Annotated in this window: 20 protein-coding genes and 4 pseudogenes; 5 read left to right on the plus strand and 19 right to left on the minus strand. The window is 73.2% G+C overall.

Features of this window, described 5'->3' with window-relative positions; genetic code table 11:
• Positions 1 to 169: 169 nt before the first annotated feature.
• The 10 genes and pseudogenes from U6N30_RS25840 to U6N30_RS25885 all read right to left on the minus strand — a co-directional run bounded on the left by U6N30_RS25840 (position 170) and on the right by U6N30_RS25885 (position 4,650).
• Positions 170 to 805: a lysophospholipid acyltransferase family protein gene (locus U6N30_RS25840; RefSeq protein ID WP_324274516.1), complete on the minus strand. Its 636-nt coding sequence runs from the start codon at positions 803 to 805 to the stop codon at positions 170 to 172.
• A complete protein-coding gene (locus U6N30_RS25845) occupies positions 766 to 1,077 on the minus strand; it encodes a hypothetical protein (protein WP_324274517.1) in 312 nt (103 codons plus the stop codon). The genes U6N30_RS25840 and U6N30_RS25845 overlap by 40 nt, the downstream gene beginning before the upstream one ends.
• Positions 1,070 to 2,176 carry an NAD-dependent epimerase/dehydratase family protein gene (locus U6N30_RS25850; protein ID WP_324274518.1) on the minus strand — a complete coding sequence of 369 codons (1,107 nt, stop codon included), beginning with the start codon at positions 2,174 to 2,176 and terminating at the stop codon, positions 1,070 to 1,072. The genes U6N30_RS25845 and U6N30_RS25850 overlap by 8 nt, the downstream gene beginning before the upstream one ends.
• Positions 2,177 to 2,186: 10 nt before the next feature.
• A complete protein-coding gene (locus U6N30_RS25855; RefSeq protein WP_012854759.1) occupies positions 2,187 to 2,285 on the minus strand; it encodes a 30S ribosomal protein bS22 in 99 nt (32 codons plus the stop codon).
• A gap of 252 nt (positions 2,286 to 2,537) precedes the next feature.
• The gene (locus U6N30_RS25860) at positions 2,538 to 2,801 is read right to left on the minus strand and encodes a helix-turn-helix domain-containing protein (RefSeq protein ID WP_324274519.1); all 264 of its coding nucleotides are present in this window, start codon (positions 2,799 to 2,801) and stop codon (positions 2,538 to 2,540) included.
• A 378-nt stretch (positions 2,802 to 3,179) separates the two neighbouring features.
• A complete protein-coding gene (locus tag U6N30_RS25865; protein WP_324278471.1) occupies positions 3,180 to 3,347 on the minus strand; it encodes a pyrroline-5-carboxylate reductase dimerization domain-containing protein in 168 nt (55 codons plus the stop codon).
• A 31-nt stretch (positions 3,348 to 3,378) separates the two neighbouring features.
• Positions 3,379 to 3,558: a pyrroline-5-carboxylate reductase family protein gene (locus U6N30_RS25870; protein WP_324278616.1), complete on the minus strand. Its 180-nt coding sequence runs from the start codon at positions 3,556 to 3,558 to the stop codon at positions 3,379 to 3,381.
• Positions 3,559 to 3,778: 220 nt separating this feature from the next.
• Positions 3,779 to 4,018 (minus strand): annotated as a pseudogene (locus tag U6N30_RS25875) (pyrroline-5-carboxylate reductase family protein); the annotation flags it as partial.
• Positions 4,019 to 4,147: 129 nt separating this feature from the next.
• Entirely contained in the window at positions 4,148 to 4,501 is a 354-nt protein-coding gene (locus U6N30_RS25880) for a hypothetical protein (RefSeq protein ID WP_324274520.1), read from the minus strand.
• Complete coding sequence (locus U6N30_RS25885) at positions 4,468 to 4,650, minus strand: hypothetical protein (protein WP_324274521.1); 183 nt, start codon at positions 4,648 to 4,650, stop codon at positions 4,468 to 4,470. The genes U6N30_RS25880 and U6N30_RS25885 overlap by 34 nt, the downstream gene beginning before the upstream one ends.
• An 80-nt stretch (positions 4,651 to 4,730) precedes the next feature.
• On the opposite strand from U6N30_RS25885, the pseudogene U6N30_RS25890 reads away from it, so the two are divergent.
• A pseudogene (locus U6N30_RS25890) lies at positions 4,731 to 5,272 on the plus strand (type 1 glutamine amidotransferase domain-containing protein).
• Here the strand turns inward: U6N30_RS25890 and U6N30_RS25895 are convergent.
• Both U6N30_RS25895 and U6N30_RS25900 read right to left on the minus strand, forming a co-directional pair.
• Positions 5,214 to 6,908: a Ppx/GppA family phosphatase gene (locus U6N30_RS25895; protein ID WP_324274522.1), complete on the minus strand. Its 1,695-nt coding sequence runs from the start codon at positions 6,906 to 6,908 to the stop codon at positions 5,214 to 5,216. The pseudogene U6N30_RS25890 and the gene U6N30_RS25895 sit on opposite strands and share 59 nt — an antisense overlap.
• Complete coding sequence (locus U6N30_RS25900; protein WP_324274523.1) at positions 6,848 to 7,084, minus strand: hypothetical protein; 237 nt, start codon at positions 7,082 to 7,084, stop codon at positions 6,848 to 6,850. Before U6N30_RS25900 ends, U6N30_RS25895 begins: the two co-directional genes overlap by 61 nt.
• Positions 7,085 to 7,125: 41 nt before the next feature.
• On the opposite strand from U6N30_RS25900, the gene U6N30_RS25905 reads away from it, so the two are divergent.
• Positions 7,126 to 7,809, plus strand: coding sequence for a DUF3109 family protein (locus tag U6N30_RS25905; protein ID WP_324274524.1), 684 nt, complete (start codon positions 7,126 to 7,128; stop codon positions 7,807 to 7,809).
• On the opposite strand, the gene U6N30_RS25910 is transcribed toward U6N30_RS25905, so the two are convergent.
• A complete protein-coding gene (locus tag U6N30_RS25910; protein ID WP_324274525.1) occupies positions 7,793 to 8,251 on the minus strand; it encodes a helix-turn-helix domain-containing protein in 459 nt (152 codons plus the stop codon). The two genes, U6N30_RS25905 and U6N30_RS25910, sit on opposite strands and share 17 nt — an antisense overlap.
• The gene (locus tag U6N30_RS25915; RefSeq protein ID WP_324274526.1) at positions 8,200 to 8,913 is read right to left on the minus strand and encodes a DJ-1/PfpI family protein; all 714 of its coding nucleotides are present in this window, start codon (positions 8,911 to 8,913) and stop codon (positions 8,200 to 8,202) included. The genes U6N30_RS25910 and U6N30_RS25915 overlap by 52 nt, the downstream gene beginning before the upstream one ends.
• An 83-nt stretch (positions 8,914 to 8,996) precedes the next feature.
• On the opposite strand from U6N30_RS25915, the gene U6N30_RS25920 reads away from it, so the two are divergent.
• Entirely contained in the window at positions 8,997 to 9,200 is a 204-nt protein-coding gene (locus U6N30_RS25920; RefSeq protein ID WP_324274527.1) for a hypothetical protein, read from the plus strand.
• 60 nt (positions 9,201 to 9,260) lie between these two features.
• A pseudogene (locus U6N30_RS25925) lies at positions 9,261 to 9,410 on the plus strand (DUF3072 domain-containing protein); the annotation flags it as partial.
• 3 nt (positions 9,411 to 9,413) lie between these two features.
• Here U6N30_RS25925 and U6N30_RS25930 read toward each other — a convergent pair.
• From U6N30_RS25930 to U6N30_RS25950, 3 genes and pseudogenes are all read right to left on the minus strand, one after another.
• The gene (locus tag U6N30_RS25930; protein ID WP_324274528.1) at positions 9,414 to 10,100 is read right to left on the minus strand and encodes a response regulator transcription factor; all 687 of its coding nucleotides are present in this window, start codon (positions 10,098 to 10,100) and stop codon (positions 9,414 to 9,416) included.
• Positions 10,097 to 10,869: pseudogene (locus U6N30_RS34620) on the minus strand (sensor histidine kinase). The gene U6N30_RS25930 and the pseudogene U6N30_RS34620 overlap by 4 nt, the downstream one beginning before the upstream one ends.
• On the minus strand, positions 10,791 to 11,291 hold the full coding sequence (locus U6N30_RS25950; protein ID WP_324274530.1) for a nitrogen regulation protein NR(II): 501 nt from the start codon (positions 11,289 to 11,291) through the stop codon (positions 10,791 to 10,793). Before U6N30_RS25950 ends, U6N30_RS34620 begins: the two are co-directional and overlap by 79 nt.
• A 168-nt stretch (positions 11,292 to 11,459) precedes the next feature.
• On the opposite strand from U6N30_RS25950, the gene phoU reads away from it, so the two are divergent.
• Entirely contained in the window at positions 11,460 to 12,122 is a 663-nt protein-coding gene (phoU, locus tag U6N30_RS25955; protein ID WP_324274531.1) for a phosphate signaling complex protein PhoU, read from the plus strand.
• Positions 12,123 to 12,162: 40 nt separating this feature from the next.
• Here the strand turns inward: phoU and U6N30_RS25960 are convergent, their stop codons facing one another.
• Together U6N30_RS25960 and U6N30_RS25965 are read right to left on the minus strand one after the other, a co-directional pair.
• Positions 12,163 to 12,972: a phosphoglyceromutase gene (locus U6N30_RS25960; protein WP_324274532.1), complete on the minus strand. Its 810-nt coding sequence runs from the start codon at positions 12,970 to 12,972 to the stop codon at positions 12,163 to 12,165.
• Positions 12,973 to 13,016: 44 nt separating this feature from the next.
• The gene (locus U6N30_RS25965) at positions 13,017 to 14,249 is read right to left on the minus strand and encodes an aminotransferase class I/II-fold pyridoxal phosphate-dependent enzyme (RefSeq protein WP_324274533.1); all 1,233 of its coding nucleotides are present in this window, start codon (positions 14,247 to 14,249) and stop codon (positions 13,017 to 13,019) included.
• Positions 14,250 to 14,351 lie beyond the last annotated feature (102 nt).

A 14,351-nucleotide genomic window follows, 5' to 3' on the forward strand; every position in this document is an offset into this window, starting at 1 on the left:
GCTGAGCGGAGCCGCTACTGCCGCTCCTCGCGGGAGCCTCCGGCCCCCACTCGTCTCGACACCCCGCAGGGCGACTCGCGGTGGGATCCGCGCTTTCCGAGCAACTCACGCGCCTGGGGCGGCTCCGAGCCACTCCTCGCGGAGGCCTCCGGCCTCCACTCGTCGCGGCTCAGCCGAAGACGCTCTCCCGTTGCAGGAGCAGCTGGTAGAGCGAGTGCTGGATGGTCTCGCGCACCTGGTCGGTCAGGTTGAAGACCAGCATCGGGTCCTCGGCCGCGGCCGGTCCGTAGGAGGCGGTCTCGATCGGCTCACCGAAGGCGATCAACCACTTCGACGGCAGCGGCACCAGTCCCAGCGGGCCCAGCAGCGGGAACGTCGGGGTGATGGGCAGGTAGGGCAACCCCAGGAGGCGCGCCGCGGTCTTGGCGTTGCCGATCATCGGGTAGATCTCCTCGGCGCCGACGATCGCGCACGGGATGATCGGGACGCCGGTCCGCAGAGCCGCCGTGACGAAACCGCCCCGGCCGAACCGCTGCAGGGTGTACCGCTCGCGGAAGGGCTTGCCGATGCCCTTGAAGCCCTCGGGGAACACGCCCACCAGCTCGCCGTTGGTGAGCAGTCGCTCGGCGTCCTCGTTGCAGGCGAGCGTGGTGCCCATCTTGCGCGACATCGTCCCGACGAAAGGCAGCTCGAAGACGAGGTCCGCACCGAGCAGGCGCAGCCGTCGCTGAGCCGGGTGGTCGTCGCGCAGCGCCACGGTCGTCATCAGCGCATCGGCCGGGATGGTGCCGGAGTGGTTGGCCACCACGAGGGCGCCACCCTCCGACGGGACGTTCTCCAGCCCCTGGCTCTCGACCCGGAACCACTTCTCGTACAACGGCCGCAGCAGCGGCAGCAGCAGGTGGTCGGTGAGGTCGGGGTCGAACCCGAACTCGTCGGTCTCGTACTCCCCGTCATCCGGCGGCGCAGGAACTCCAGCCCGCCGGCCAGCTGCTCCTCCCAGCCGGGCGGCGCCGCCGGCGGGACGTAGGGCTCGTCGTCGTCGGGCCGGAGCGGGATCACCCGCGCCTCAGGCATCGCGCACCGCCCGAAGCCCGGGTGCCGGAGGTGCGGGGCGGAGCCGGTCCCCGACCGCGGTGGCGGTGTCGCCGGCGTGCTCGAGCACCGAGCGGACCCGCGAGGTCACCGAGTGCACGAGCCGCGGTGAGACCACCGGCGGCACCGTGCGGGCGTAGTCGGCCAGCGCGGCCTCCGTCGTGTAGCGCGGGGTGTAACCGAACCGTTCGCGCAGGACCCTGGTGTCGACGACCCGGCCGAAGTTGAGGAACCGCATCTGCTCCGGTGAGTAGTCCACGAAGCCGAATCGACGCGACAGCCGTCCGACTGAACCCATCGCCGGAGTGGGAATCGGCACTTCCACCCGCCCGAGTCGCCGGATCGCCTGGGAGAGCAGCAGCGTCCCGTCGCCACCGACGTTGACGGTCCCGGTGAACGAGCCCGTCGTCGCGCGGGTCAGCACGGCCAGCGCGTCGTCCTCGTGGAGGAGCTGCACGCGGGCGTCGTAGCCGAGGGCCGTCGGCACCACGGGCATGCGGAAGAACCCCGTGAGCAGCGAGTCGATCCGGGGACCGATGAAATTGGTGAACCGGAGCATCGCGACATCCACGTCGGGGCGCCGGCGCGAGAAGGCGCGGACGTACCCTTCGATGTCGAGGCTGTCCTTGGCGAACCCGCCGGCCGGGACGGCCCGGGCCTGCATCGCCTCGGTGAAGACGGCGGGATCGCGCGAGGAGGCCCCGTAGACCGCGCTCGTGGACTTCAGCACGAACCGGCGCACCGATGGCGCGCGCTGGCACGCGGCCAGCAGCTGCATCGTGCCGATGACGTTGAGTTCCTTCATCGGCACCCGCCCGCCGGACCCGGCCGGGGTGGAGCTGATGTTCATGTGCACGACGGTGTCGACCGAGGCCGCCGTGATGACCTTGCCGATCAGCGGGTTGCGGATGTCGGCCCGCACGAACTCGGTGCGCCCGAGCCGGCGGAGCATCTCCGGCGACGGCGGGACGGTGTCCACGCCGATGACCCGGCCGATCGAGGGATCCGCTGCGAGCTCGGCCGCCAGCGCACCACCCAGCCACCGGCTCACACCTGTGACGAGGACGACCGCGGGCGGCACGAGCGTCAGCTCACTTCTTGTTGCGTCGCTGGACGCGCGTCTTCTTCAGCAGCTTGCGGTGCTTCTTCTTCGCCATCCGCTTGCGCCGCTTCTTGATGACAGAACCCACGTGGTGCTCCCGACGTCGTCTTGAGAGATTTCAGCTCGCACGCGGCAGTGGGACCGTTCCCCGTGCCGCCCGGCGACCGAGCGTACCGGCCCTGCCCCCGACGGCGCTGTCGGGGGCGGCCGGAATCACGACGATGGGTGTCGCGCCGAGTGGGCCCCGGAAGGGGTCCGCGCAGGCGGGACGAAGCGGCTCAGAGCGACCGGGGGACGGCAACTGGCCGCGGTGTCGCCCGGAGGGCGACGGTGTCACAGCTCAGGCGATGTCGGTGTAGGCGTCGCGCAGGTAGTCCTGCACGGCGCGCTCCGGCACGCGGAAGGACCGGCCGACGCGGACGGCGGAGAGCTCGCCGGCGTGCACGAGGCGGTAGACGGTCATCTTGGAGACGCGCATCATCGCGGCGACCTCGGCGACGGTCAGGAACGTGACGGCGGCGCGGGGAGCCGGGACGCTGGGGCGACCGAGGGGCATCGCGGCCGGGTGCTGGGCCGGGACGGGGCGGGCCATCGTGGCGGCCATCGGGCGGCCCATGGGCCGGGGCCGGGCACGCCCGGACGGGTCATGGCGGGAGCGGCGGTGCGCTGGGGCATGGTCATGTCTTCGTCTCCGGACCTAGCTCACGTCGTGGCGCCGGCTTCCCCACCGGCAACTGAACACGCATGCGCTGGTACAGAGCGTAAGGGGCTCACGTGACTGGAGCGATGGTTGAATCGAACAGGCGGACCGGTCCGTCCTCGGCAGAACTACACCAGTGCAACCGCTCAGAACTGTTGCAGCCCGCGTTTCGCAACACGGTGACGAACCGATGACGCAGAGTGCTGGCGTCGTGTCGACATGTGGGCTACGGTTCCCGGCTCGCCGTCGCACATGTCGCTCTCACCCCACAGCCCTCGCGCGTCAGGTCCTGTCCCGGGCGTGATCCGGGCCCGCCCCGCCGCCGAGTGCCACCGACCGCGCGTGGGCGGCCTCGATGGCGGCCATGAGCGCCGCTCGGACCCCGTGCCGCTCGAGCTCCCGGATGGCGGCGACCGTCGTGCCGCCCGGGCTGGAGACGGCCTCGCGCAGCTGGACCGGGTGCTCCCCGAGTCCCGCATCATCACCGCGGCGCCGAGCGCCGTCTGGACCACGAGATCGGCCGCCAGCGCCCGCGGCGCCCCAGCAGGATGCCGGCGTCGACCATCGCCTCGACGAGGTAGAAGAAGTACGCCGGCCCGCTCCCCGACAGCGCGGTGACGGCGTCCTGCTGGCTCTCCGGCACCCGCCGCACCTGGCCCACCGCGGCCAGCAGTGCCTCGGCCTCGTCGAGGTGCTCCTCCCCGCGTGCGCGCCGGCCGGAGCACGCTCATGCCCTCGTCGACGAGGGCCGGCGTGTTGGGCATGACCCGGACCACCGGCACGCCGTCGGGGAGGGACGACTCGAGTCGGGTCGTCGGCACGCCCGCGGCCACCGACACGACCAGGTGCCCAGGGTCGACGTGCTCGGCCAGCCGGCCGAGCAGGACATCGATGTCCTGCGGTTTCACCGCCAGCAGCAGCACCCGCGCCCGAACGGTGGCCTCGCCGAGGTCCACCGTCCCGACGCCGTAGCGCTCGGCGAGCTGTGCGGCCCGCTCGGCACTGCGCTCGCACACCAGGATGCCGTCGGGGCCGCCACGGCGGACGAGGCCTGACAGGAGCGCCTCGCCGATCTTGCCGCCGCCGATGATGGCCAGCCCGCGGCGGCCGGTCGGGTTCACGAGGGACCGCCCACGCTCAGCCGGACGGCCGAGCCGGCCGCGACGAGGCGCCGTCGGTCGGCCACCAGTTCTCCGTAGGGCATGACGAGCTCCCAGCTGTCGGACGCGCGGCCGTTCCAGGCCGCGCGTTCACCGGCGATGGCGATCAGCCGGGGTCGGACACCGCGATGCCCGGCTGTCCCTCCCCGGCCATGAGGACGTTGAGGCAGCGGACGAAGGAGAGCTGGAGGCCGCGCCGCCGGGCAACCAGCCGGACCCGCCGGCCCGCCAGGGCACGGCACCGGTCCTCCGCACCGGGCTCCTCCGCCGGGACGACGATCCGCCCCCGGGGAGCCCGAGGGCGTCCACCGCCGGGGCCGGGCCCGCCAGCGCGATCGCGAGCCCGAGGTCGGAGGCCTGCGCGCACAGCCGACGGGCGGCCTCGACGCCCAGCCGATCCACCGGGACGGTCAACTCGACCGAGGTCGCCAGGCCGGCGTCCACGATCCGCTCGACGAGCGCGACGTCGTCGCTCCCGAGCTCGACCCGGCAGCCCCCACCACGGCCTCGCGCGCGAGCTCCACCGGGTCCCGCCCGGCCACGGCCCGGCGCCCGAGCAGGCGCCGGAGCATGGCCGGCGTGCGGACGATCACCCCGGGAACCGTAGTGCGCCTGTGTGTGCCCCGTCCGGGCCCCGGGTAGCGGCCGCCCCATGGCAGGAGAACTGAACGGGATGAAGGTGGCGGTGCTGGCCACGGACGGCGTCGAGCAGGTCGAGCTCGACCGGCCCTGGCAGGCGCTGGAGGAGGCGGGCGCCGAACCGGAGCTGGTGTCGCTCGAGGGCGGCACGATCACCGCCTACGACCACATCGACAAGGGCGGCACCCGGACGGTCGACGCGGTGGTCAGCTCGGCCGACCCGGACGTCTACGGCGCCCTGGTCCTCCCCGGAGGCGTGATCAACGGCGACTTCGTACGGGCCGACTCCGACGCCGTGGCCTTCGTGACGTCGTTCTTCGAGGCCGGCAAGCCGGTCGCGGCGATCTGCCACGCCCCTGGGTGCTCATCGAGGCCGGCGTCGTGAAGGGCCGGCGGATGACCTCGTGGCCGTCGCTGCAGACCGACCTGCGCAATGCCGGCGCGGACTGGGTGGACGAGGAGGTCGTCGTCGACGGGAACCTGATCACCAGCCGCAACCCCGACGACCTGGACGCGTTCAGCGCCGCGATCGTCGAGGAGTTCGCCCGTGAGGACGAGGAGGAGCCGGCCGGCTGAGCCCGCTCAGGACCCGGCGGCCAGCAGCCCGGCGGCCGGCGCGATGGTCAGCAGGGTGCCGGCGAAGACCAGCACCGCCAGCAGGCGGGCTCCGACCGGCTCCCGTCCCTGCTTGTGGCGCCAGACACCGACGCCGGTGACCAGGCCGGTGACCGCCAAGGGGCGAGCAGGACGGCGACGTGCGGGACGATCTCCCAGAGCACGGTGGCGGCGAAGTAGACACCGACGCCCGCGGCGAGGGCGATGACGAGCTCGCCGGCGAAGCGCAGCCACGCGAGGGCGCTCTCCTGGGGGTCGCGTCGAGGTCGTCCGGGTCGGCGTCGGTCTGTCCGGCCCGGACCACGGGGATGGGGCCGGTGGTGGGGTGGTCGGGTTCGCGCCCCGGCCGGGACGAGCCCCGTTGCGGGATGGGCTGTCCGGCGCGCCGGTCGAGCGTAGGTACCGGCTGGCTGTGCAGCGGCGCCCGAGGCGCAGCGATGTGGGGCACCGGGGCGCTCGGCATCGGCGAACCGGCCGGGACGCCGGGCTTGCGGTCGGGGCGCAGGCCCGGGATGGCGGCTGTCGACGGCCCGGCGACGGGGACCCGGGGCTGCCGCCGCTCGGGGTTCTGCCGGCGCTCCACCCCCGGGGGCGGCGTCGTGAAGTCCGGGCGGGATGGCTCCAGGTCGCTCCGGCGGCGCCCGTATCCGGCCCGGCCGGCCGCGCCGTCGGCCGCTGCGGCCTCGGCCCGCCGCTGCCGGATGCCGGTCTCCTCCGGGTCGTCCCACGTGCGCCGGCGAGCGGCGCGGTTGGCCGACTCGATGCCCGCCTCGCGCAGGATCTCGGCGAGTGAGCGTCCCCCGTGTCCGGGTTCCAGTCCGGCTCGGCCATCACACCCTCCCAACGAGTCCAGCCTGCGCAGGATGACACCCTCCCGCAGCGCCCATGGACAGATCCTCACGCACCGTACGTCGAGCGCACGCATAGTGGCGGCAGCCACCACGGCACCGGCCGGAACCTGATGGGCCCGATCCGGTGAGACGCCGCGCAGCTCGGCCAGCGCATTGCTCTCGATCCGCGAGATGAAGCCCACCAGCTGCCCGAGTCCCTCCACGGTGAGCTCGCGTGGCACCTGCAGCCCGGCCGAGTACGGCGCGGCCCCGGTGAGGCGGGCGAGGGTGCGGAAGGTCTTGCTGGTGGCCGCCACGAGATCCGGCCGGCCCGCGCCCCGCAGCTTCTTCGCGGCGGGCTCGATCAGCCCGGCCGCGTAGTCCTCGAGCTCGTCCAGCGCCTCCAGGTCCGGTCGTCCCCCTCTCCGGGCCTCGGGCAGGAACTGCCGCGTCATGCGGCCGGCGCCGAGCGGGAGGGACAGCGCGACGTCCGGGTCCTCGTCGATGCCGCTGGCCAGCTCGAGGGAACCGCCCCCGATGTCGAGGATGAGCAGCCGCCCGGCGCTCCACCCGAACCAGCGGCGGACGGCGAGGAAGGTCAACCGGGCCTCGTCCTCACCGCTGAGCACCTGCAGGTCGACACCGGTCCGCTCGCGGATGCGGTCGAGCACCTCCAGCCCGTTGCCCGCGTCCCGGATGGCCGACGTCACCATGGCCAGCAGTTCCTCGCAGCCCTGCTTCTCCGCCTGGTCGCAGGCCTCCTGCACCGCGTGCAGCAGCGCCTTCTCCCCGCCTTCGACAGCAGGCCGTCGTCACCGATCTGCTCGGCGAGACGCAGCAGCCAGCGGTCGTCGTGCATCGGCGTGGGGTGCCCGCCGCGGTGGGCGTCGACCACCAGCAGGTGCACCGTGTTCGAGCCGACGTCCAGCACCCCGAGTCGCATGGGCCCAGTCTGCCGGGCCGACGCCCACTTAGGCTGGGGATGTGCCGGACGACGCACCTCCCGAGGTCCCACTCGACTTCGCCCGCGAGTGGGTCGAGTTCCCCGACCCGGCCGACCCCGGTCATGTCGTCCGGGCCGACCTGACCTGGCTCACCTCGGCCTGGACCTGCATCTTCGGCCGTGGCTGCGCGGGCGTGGTCGAGGGCCGGCCCGACGACGGCTGCTGCAGCCACGGCGCCTTCTTCACCGACGAGGACGACCTGGCGCGGGTCACCGCGGCCGTCGCCGTCCTCACCGACGAGGACTGGCAGCTGGCCCCGGTCGGGCGGGCCGCGTGGACCGAGGAGGACAGCGCAGACGACGGGCCCGCAGACGGGGAACAGGGCAAGGGCTCGCTGCGCACCCGGGTCGTCGACGGCGCCTGCGTCTTCCTCAACCGGCCTGGGTTCGCCGGCGGCCAGGGCTGCGCGCTGCACCGGATGGCACTGCGGACCGGCGTCCACCCGCTGACCACCAAGCCCGACGTCTGCTGGCAGCTGCCGGTGCGCCGGGAGCAGGAGCACGTGGAACGCCCCGACGGCACGACGGTGCTGGTCTCGACGATCGGGGAGTTCGACCGGCGGGGGTGGGGACCGGGCGGGGCCGACCTGCACTGGTGGTGCACCGGCTCCCCGCTCGCGCACGTCTCCCCGAGCCGCTGGTCGAGACCTATGCCCCCGAGCTGACCGAGCTGCTCGGCGAGGCGGCGTTCGCCGAGCTACGCCGGCTGACCGAACTCCGCCTCGACCACGGTCTCGTCGCGCCGCACCCAGCCAGCCCCGGCCGGTGCCCGTCGAACTGCACCGGCGCCGTCCCGGCAGCTGACGCGGCCCGGAAGGTCTGCCGATACGCCCGGGGCGACACCCCGCGGCGGCGGGCGAACTGCTCGCGCAGCCCGGCGGCGGTACCGAACCCGACCAGCCGGGCGATCTCCTCGACGGGCGCGTCGCTCTCCTCCAGCAGCGCCTCGGCGGCAGCCAGGCGCTGGCCGAGGAGCCAGGCGTGCGGCGTGGTGCCCGTCGTCGCCTTGAACCGGCGGGCGAAGCTGCGCGGGCTCATCAGCGCCCGGCGAGCCATCACCTCGACGGAGATGTCCTCGGCAAGGTGGCCGGTGGCCCACTCGAGCACGGCACCGAGCAGGTCGTCCTCGCAGGCCGGCACGGGCGCGTCGATGAACTGGGCCTGGCCACCGTCGCGGTGCGGCGGGACGACCATCTCGCGCGCGAGCGAGTTGGCCGCGGCGGCCCCCACTCGCGCCGCACCAGGTGCAGCAGGGTGTCCACGCCGGCCGCCGTCCCGGCGCCGGTGATCACCTGCCCGTTGTCGACGTAGAGGACCGACGGATCCACCGTCACCGCCGGGAAGCGAGCAGCGAGCTCGCCGGCGTACTTCCAGTGCGTGGTGACGCGCTGGCCGTCGAGCAGGCCTGCGGCCGCGAGCACGAAGGCGCCGGTGCAGTGGCTGATGATCGTGGCGCCACGGGCGTGCGCCTCGCGGAACGCGTCGAGCAGCGCGGGCGAGGGGACGCGGTCGAAGAGCTCCCACGCGGTGATCGAGACGATGTCGGACCGCGCCAGCCGCTCGAGCCCGTGCTCGACGGTGATGGGGATGCCGGTGTCGGTGCGCAGCACGCCGGGGACCTCTGTCACCAGGCCGAAGTCGAACAGCGGCAACCCCATGCTGCGGCGGTCGTAGCCGAACACCTCGCAGCAGACGCCGAGGCCGAAGCTGCCGACGAGCCCGTCGGCGACGACGACGCTGACCACGAGCGGGCGGTCGGGGAGAGCCATGCCGACCATCATGGCAGAAAAGCTGCGATGGTGGTCACTCCTGCCACTCGTCCGCTGGGCCGGTTCCCACCACGCTTCTCCTCATGCTGCTGATCACCTGCCCCGCCACCCGGGCCGACGAGCTGGTCGCCGACCGGCGGATCCGGTCGGTCACCAACCATGCGACGCACATCGCGCTGCACGTGGAGTGCCCCTCCTGCGGGCGCGTGCACGTCTACCGGACCGGGCGGATGGTCGCCGCCGCGGCCGCCCACGCTCGGGAGGCAAGGGTCCCCGTCCCGGCCTAGGATCGAACACATGAGCGACAACGACACCAGCCAGCCGGCCCCTCGCCGGAGAAGGACCCGGCCGACTGGGTGACCGGCGACGAGCCCGCCACCGGCGCCCAGAAGAGCTACCTGGAGACCCTGGCCCGGCAGTCGGACGAGGACGTCCCCGAGGACCTCACCAAGGCGGAGGCGTCGGAGAAGATCGACGAGCTGAAGCGCGACGGCTGAGCGTCACGCCTCCAGCTTGTAGCCCAGACCCCGCACGGTCAGGAGGTACTTGGGGTTCGCCGGGTCGGGTTCGACCTTGGCCCGCAACCGCTTGACGTGGACGTCGAGGGTCTTGGTGTCGCCCACGTAGTCCGAGCCCCACACCCGGTCGATGAGCTGGCCGCGGGTGAGCACGCGGCCGGCGTTGCGCAGCAGGTACTCGAGCAGGTCGAACTCCTTGAGCGGCAGGGAGACCGGTTCGCCGTCCACCGCGACCACGTGCCGCTCGACGTCCATGCGCACCGGCCCGGCCTCGAGGACGGCGTCGGTCGACGGCGCCTCGGCCGCCTCCCCGCGCCGCCGCAGCACGGCGCGGATGCGGGCGACGAGTTCGCGCGCCGAGTAGGGCTTGGTCACGTAGTCGTCGGCGCCGAGCTCGAGGCCCACGACCTTGTCGATCTCGGCGTCCTTGGCCGTCAGCATGATGATCGGGACGTTGCTGCGGCTGCGCAGGGCCCGGCAGACCTCGGTGCCCGGCAGGCCGGGCAGCATCAGGTCCAGGAGGACGATGTCGGCGCCCGTCCGATCGAACTCCGCCAGCGCTTCCGGGCCGTTGGCGGCCACGACGGCGTCGTAGCCCTCGCGGCGCAGCATGTAGGACAGCGCGTCGGAGAAGGACTCCTCGTCCTCGACGACGAGTACTCGGGTCATGAAGGTTCCTTCGATGCGTCGGCGGCGACGGGCTCGCCCTGGCTGTCGGCGGGGGTGCGGGCGAGCAGCGGGATGCGCAGGGTGAACGTCGACCCGAGCCCCTCCTCGCTCCAGACGGCGACCGAGCCGCCGTGGTTGCTCGCGACGTGCTTGACGATCGCCAGGCCCAGGCCGGTGCCTCCGGTGCTGGTGGCCCGGGACTGGTCGACCCGGTAGAAGCGCTCGAAGACCCGCTGCCGGTCCTTGCGGGGATCCCGACGCCGCTGTCGGTCACGGCGATCTCGGCGAACCCGGACCGCGCCCGGGCCGCGACGGCGATGCGGTTCGCGCCCTCGCTGTAGGCCACGGCGTTGGCGAGCAGGTTGGTCACGGCCGTCACCAGCTGGCTCTCGACCCCGCGGACGACGAGGCCGGCGTGCCCGCCGACGGCGATCTCGAGGTCCTTGGCCTTGGCCGCGGTGCGCGTCCGGTCCACGGCTTCGACGATCACGTCGTCGACCTCGACGGGCACCAGGTCGGGCAGCGGCTCACCACCCTGCAGCCGGGAGAGGTCGATGAGCTCGCGCACCAGCCGGGCCAGCCGGTCGGACTCGCGGGCGATGCGGCCGGCGAAGCGCTGCACGGCCTCGGGGTCGTCGGCGGCCTGCTCGATCGCCTCCGCCAGCAGGGCGAGAGCGCCGACCGGCGTCTTCAGCTCGTGCCCGACGTTGGCGACGAAGTCCCGCCGGACCGCCTCGGTGCGCCGCGTCTCGGTGATGTCCTGCAGCACCAGGGCGACCGGTCCGGGAGGGGCGCCGTCCCGCTGTGCAGCCGGACCCCGTGCACGCCCATCAGGCGCGGGCCGGAGCCGGCGAGATCACCGGGCAGGCGCACGTCGGCCCGGCGACTCCCGCCGCTGCGCACGGTCTGGACCAGCGTGAGCAGGTCGGGCACCAGCAGCCGGCTCCCGCGCACGATCCCCAGCGCGCGAGCGGAGGGATTGGCGAGCAGGATGGCGTCGTCGACGTCCACCAGGACGACGGCGGGATCCATGAGGTCGAGCAGGCGCCGGGCGAAGGCGGCCTCGGGCAGGCCGACGACGGTGTCGTCGGCCGTCGGGCCGTCGAACGCGCGACGGCGACTGAGGATGACGGTGGCGGCTGCGACCCCGCCCAGGACGAGGCCGACCACCAGGGCGACCAGCGGACTCACGCCCCGATGCTAGGTCCGAACATGCCCCTGAAGCCGATTCGCCGGGTGTTCACCCCTCGTACGGGTCACTGTTCACCTCGGGGTGGGCCGCCGTTCACCGGGCAGCGCGGAAGTGACCCCGCGACGGACCTACCCTCGACCACGACGCTCAACGGAAGGACGACAGACATGCGCGAGAGCTACGTCGAGGAACTCGAGGACATCCGGAGCTGCCTGGTCGAGATGGCCAACACGGTCGGCTCGCAGATGAGCACCGCCACCACGGCCCTGCTGGACGCCGATGTCGCCCTGGCCGACCTGGTCATCGCCGGCGACGAGCAGCTGGACGCCCAGCGCGAGAGCATCGACCAGCGCTGCTTCACCCTGCTGGCGCGGCAGCAGCCGGTGGCCACCGACCTGCGCTCGATCGTCACCGCGACCCGGATCGCCAGCGATCTGGAGCGGATGGGCGATCTCGCCGAGCACATCGCGAAGGTGGCGCGGATGCGCTTCCCCGACCAAGCCGTCCCGCAGGAGGTGCGCCCGGCGTTCCTCGAGGCCGGACACGTGGCGGAGATGCTGGTCGCGAAGGCGGGAACCGTCATCGCCACCCGCGACGTCGACGCCGCCCGCGAGCTGGAGACCGACGACGACGCGATGGACCTCATCCACCGCGAGCTGTTCCGGGAGCTGCTGTCGGAGAAGTGGCCCTACGGCGTCGAGACCGCTATCGACATCACGCTGCTCGGCCGCTACTACGAGCGCTTCGGCGACCACGCCGTCGGCGTCGCCCGCCGGGTCGTCTACCTCGTGACCGGCGAGCGCCACGTGCCCGAGGTCAGCCAGCCCTGACGTGAATGGCGCGCGTCGATCGAATGCGACGAAGTGGTGGTCATCGCAGCCTGATGGCCACCACTTCGTCGCATTCGGCCAGGACGAGCCGTTCGGCTACTTCTTGCCTTGGTTCTTGACGGCCTCGATGGCGGCGGCCGCGGCGTCGGGGTCGAGGTACTCCCCCGGGCTTCGTCGGCCGCAGGTCGTCGTCGAGGTCGTAGCGCAGCGGGACGCCGGTCGGGATGTTCAGCCCGACGACCTCGTCGTCGCCCATGTCGTCGAGGTGCTTCACCAGCGCCCGGAGGCTGTTGCCGTGCGCGGCGACCAGCACCGTGTGGCCGAGCCGCAGGTCGGGGACGATCGCGTCGTACCAGTAGGGCAGCATCCGGACGACGACGTCCTTCAGGCACTCGGTCGTCGGTCGCGCCTCCGGCGGCAGGAACGAGTAGCGCGCGTCGCCGTCCTGGCTGAACTCGCTGCTGGGGTCGATCGGCGGCGGCGGGGTGTCGTAGGACCGGCGCCAGGTCATGAACTGTTCCTCGCCGAACTCGGCGAGGGTGGCGGCCTTGTCCTTGCCCTGCAGCGCGCCGTAGTGGCGCTCGTTGAGTCGCCAGGACCGCTTGACGGGGATCCACTGCCGGTCGGCCTCGTGCAGCGCCAGCTCGGCGGTCATGATCGCGCGCCGGAGCAGCGAGGTGTGCGAGACGTCGGGGAGCAGGCCGTGCTCGGTGAGCAGCCGACCTCCGCGGGCCGCCTCCTCCCGGCCCTTGTCCGACAGCGGGACGTCGACCCAGCCGGTGAAGAGGTTGGCCTTGTTCCACTCGCTCTCACCGTGGCGGAGCAGCACGAGCGTTCCCGAAGAAGTCACCCCGCCATCCTGCCGGACCGTCGCCAGGGCGCGAGTCGGGGCGGTCAGGCGTGGACGGACGCCTGGGTCCGGGCGGTCTGCACCGCCTCGGCGATGATCTCGCCGGCGCGGACGAGCTGCTCCTCGGTGTGGGTGGCCATGAGCGTCAGCCGGAGCACGCCACGGCCACGGGGCACGGCGGGGTAGGTGACGGCGTTGGTGTAGACGCCGGCCTCGAAGGCCGACCGCCAGGCGAGCCCGGTGACCTCGTCCTGCCCGGTGGGGACGGCGATGACCGCGCCCTCACCGGTGATGGGCGCCGCCCCGTGGGCGGCGAGCACCTGGCGCAGCAGCTCGCAGTTGTCCTGCAGGCGGAGCACCCGCTCGGGTTCGCTGCGCAGGATGCGCAGCGCGGCGAGCGCGGCGGCGACGGAGGCCGGGTCGTTGCCGGCGCTGAACACGTACGGCATCGCCGAGGCCCGGATGCCCTCGGCGGCGGCCCGCGAGGTCATGATCGCGCCGCCGATGCTCGCCAGGGCCTTGCTCAGGGCCACGGTCACGGCGTCGACGCGGGACAGCACCCCGAGCTGCTCCGCCGCGCCACGGCCGCCCTTGCCCAGGACGCCGAGCCCGTGCGCCTCGTCGACCACCAGTCGCGCCCCGTACCGGGCGCAGAGGTCGGTGATCTCGGCGAGCGGCGCGACCTCGCCGGTCATCGAGTAGACACCGTCGACGACGACCACGGCACCGGCGCGCGGATCGATCGCCTCCAGCCGCTCCACCAGGCTGTCGAGGTCGTTGTGCCGCCAGCGCAGGGCGGTGCCGCGGCTGGCTGCGGCTGCGGCGTGCAGGCTGGCGTGGACGTGCCCGTCGACGAGCAGGACGTCGTCGGGGCCGCAGATGGTCGACAGCAGGGCGACGTTGGCGTTGACGCCCGACGAGGTGAGCACTGCCGCCTCGGTGCCGTAGTGGTCGGCCAGCTCCTCCTCGAGCGCCAGGTGCAGGGCCGTGGTGCCGTTGAGCACCCGGCTGCCCGCCGTGCTGGTGCCGTACCGGGCCAGCGCCGCGGCGGCCGCCTCGATCACCCGCGGGTCCCCGGCCAGGCCCAGGTAGTTGCCGGTGCCCAGGTTGATCCGCTCGCGGCCGTCGGCGTACCGGGTGACGGGCAGCGGGGCGCCACCGGTCGGCACCGCGAGCGCGGCGTGACCGGGACCGTCGGGGTCGCGCAGCATCGCGGCCAGCGGGTTCTCCAGCAGCGGCGCGAAGGGGTCGCGCCGTCCCTGGGCGTGGCTGCTCACCGACACTCGGGCTCCCTCCTGACCGCGCGGGGAGACCCGGCTGCTCAGCTCCCAGCGTCTGGGGCGGCACGGCGTGTCGTCAACCGAGGGTCCAACCTTGGG

It is taken from the genome of Blastococcus brunescens (genome assembly GCF_035320885.1).
Lineage (GTDB): Bacteria > Actinomycetota > Actinomycetes > Mycobacteriales > Geodermatophilaceae > Blastococcus_B > Blastococcus_B brunescens.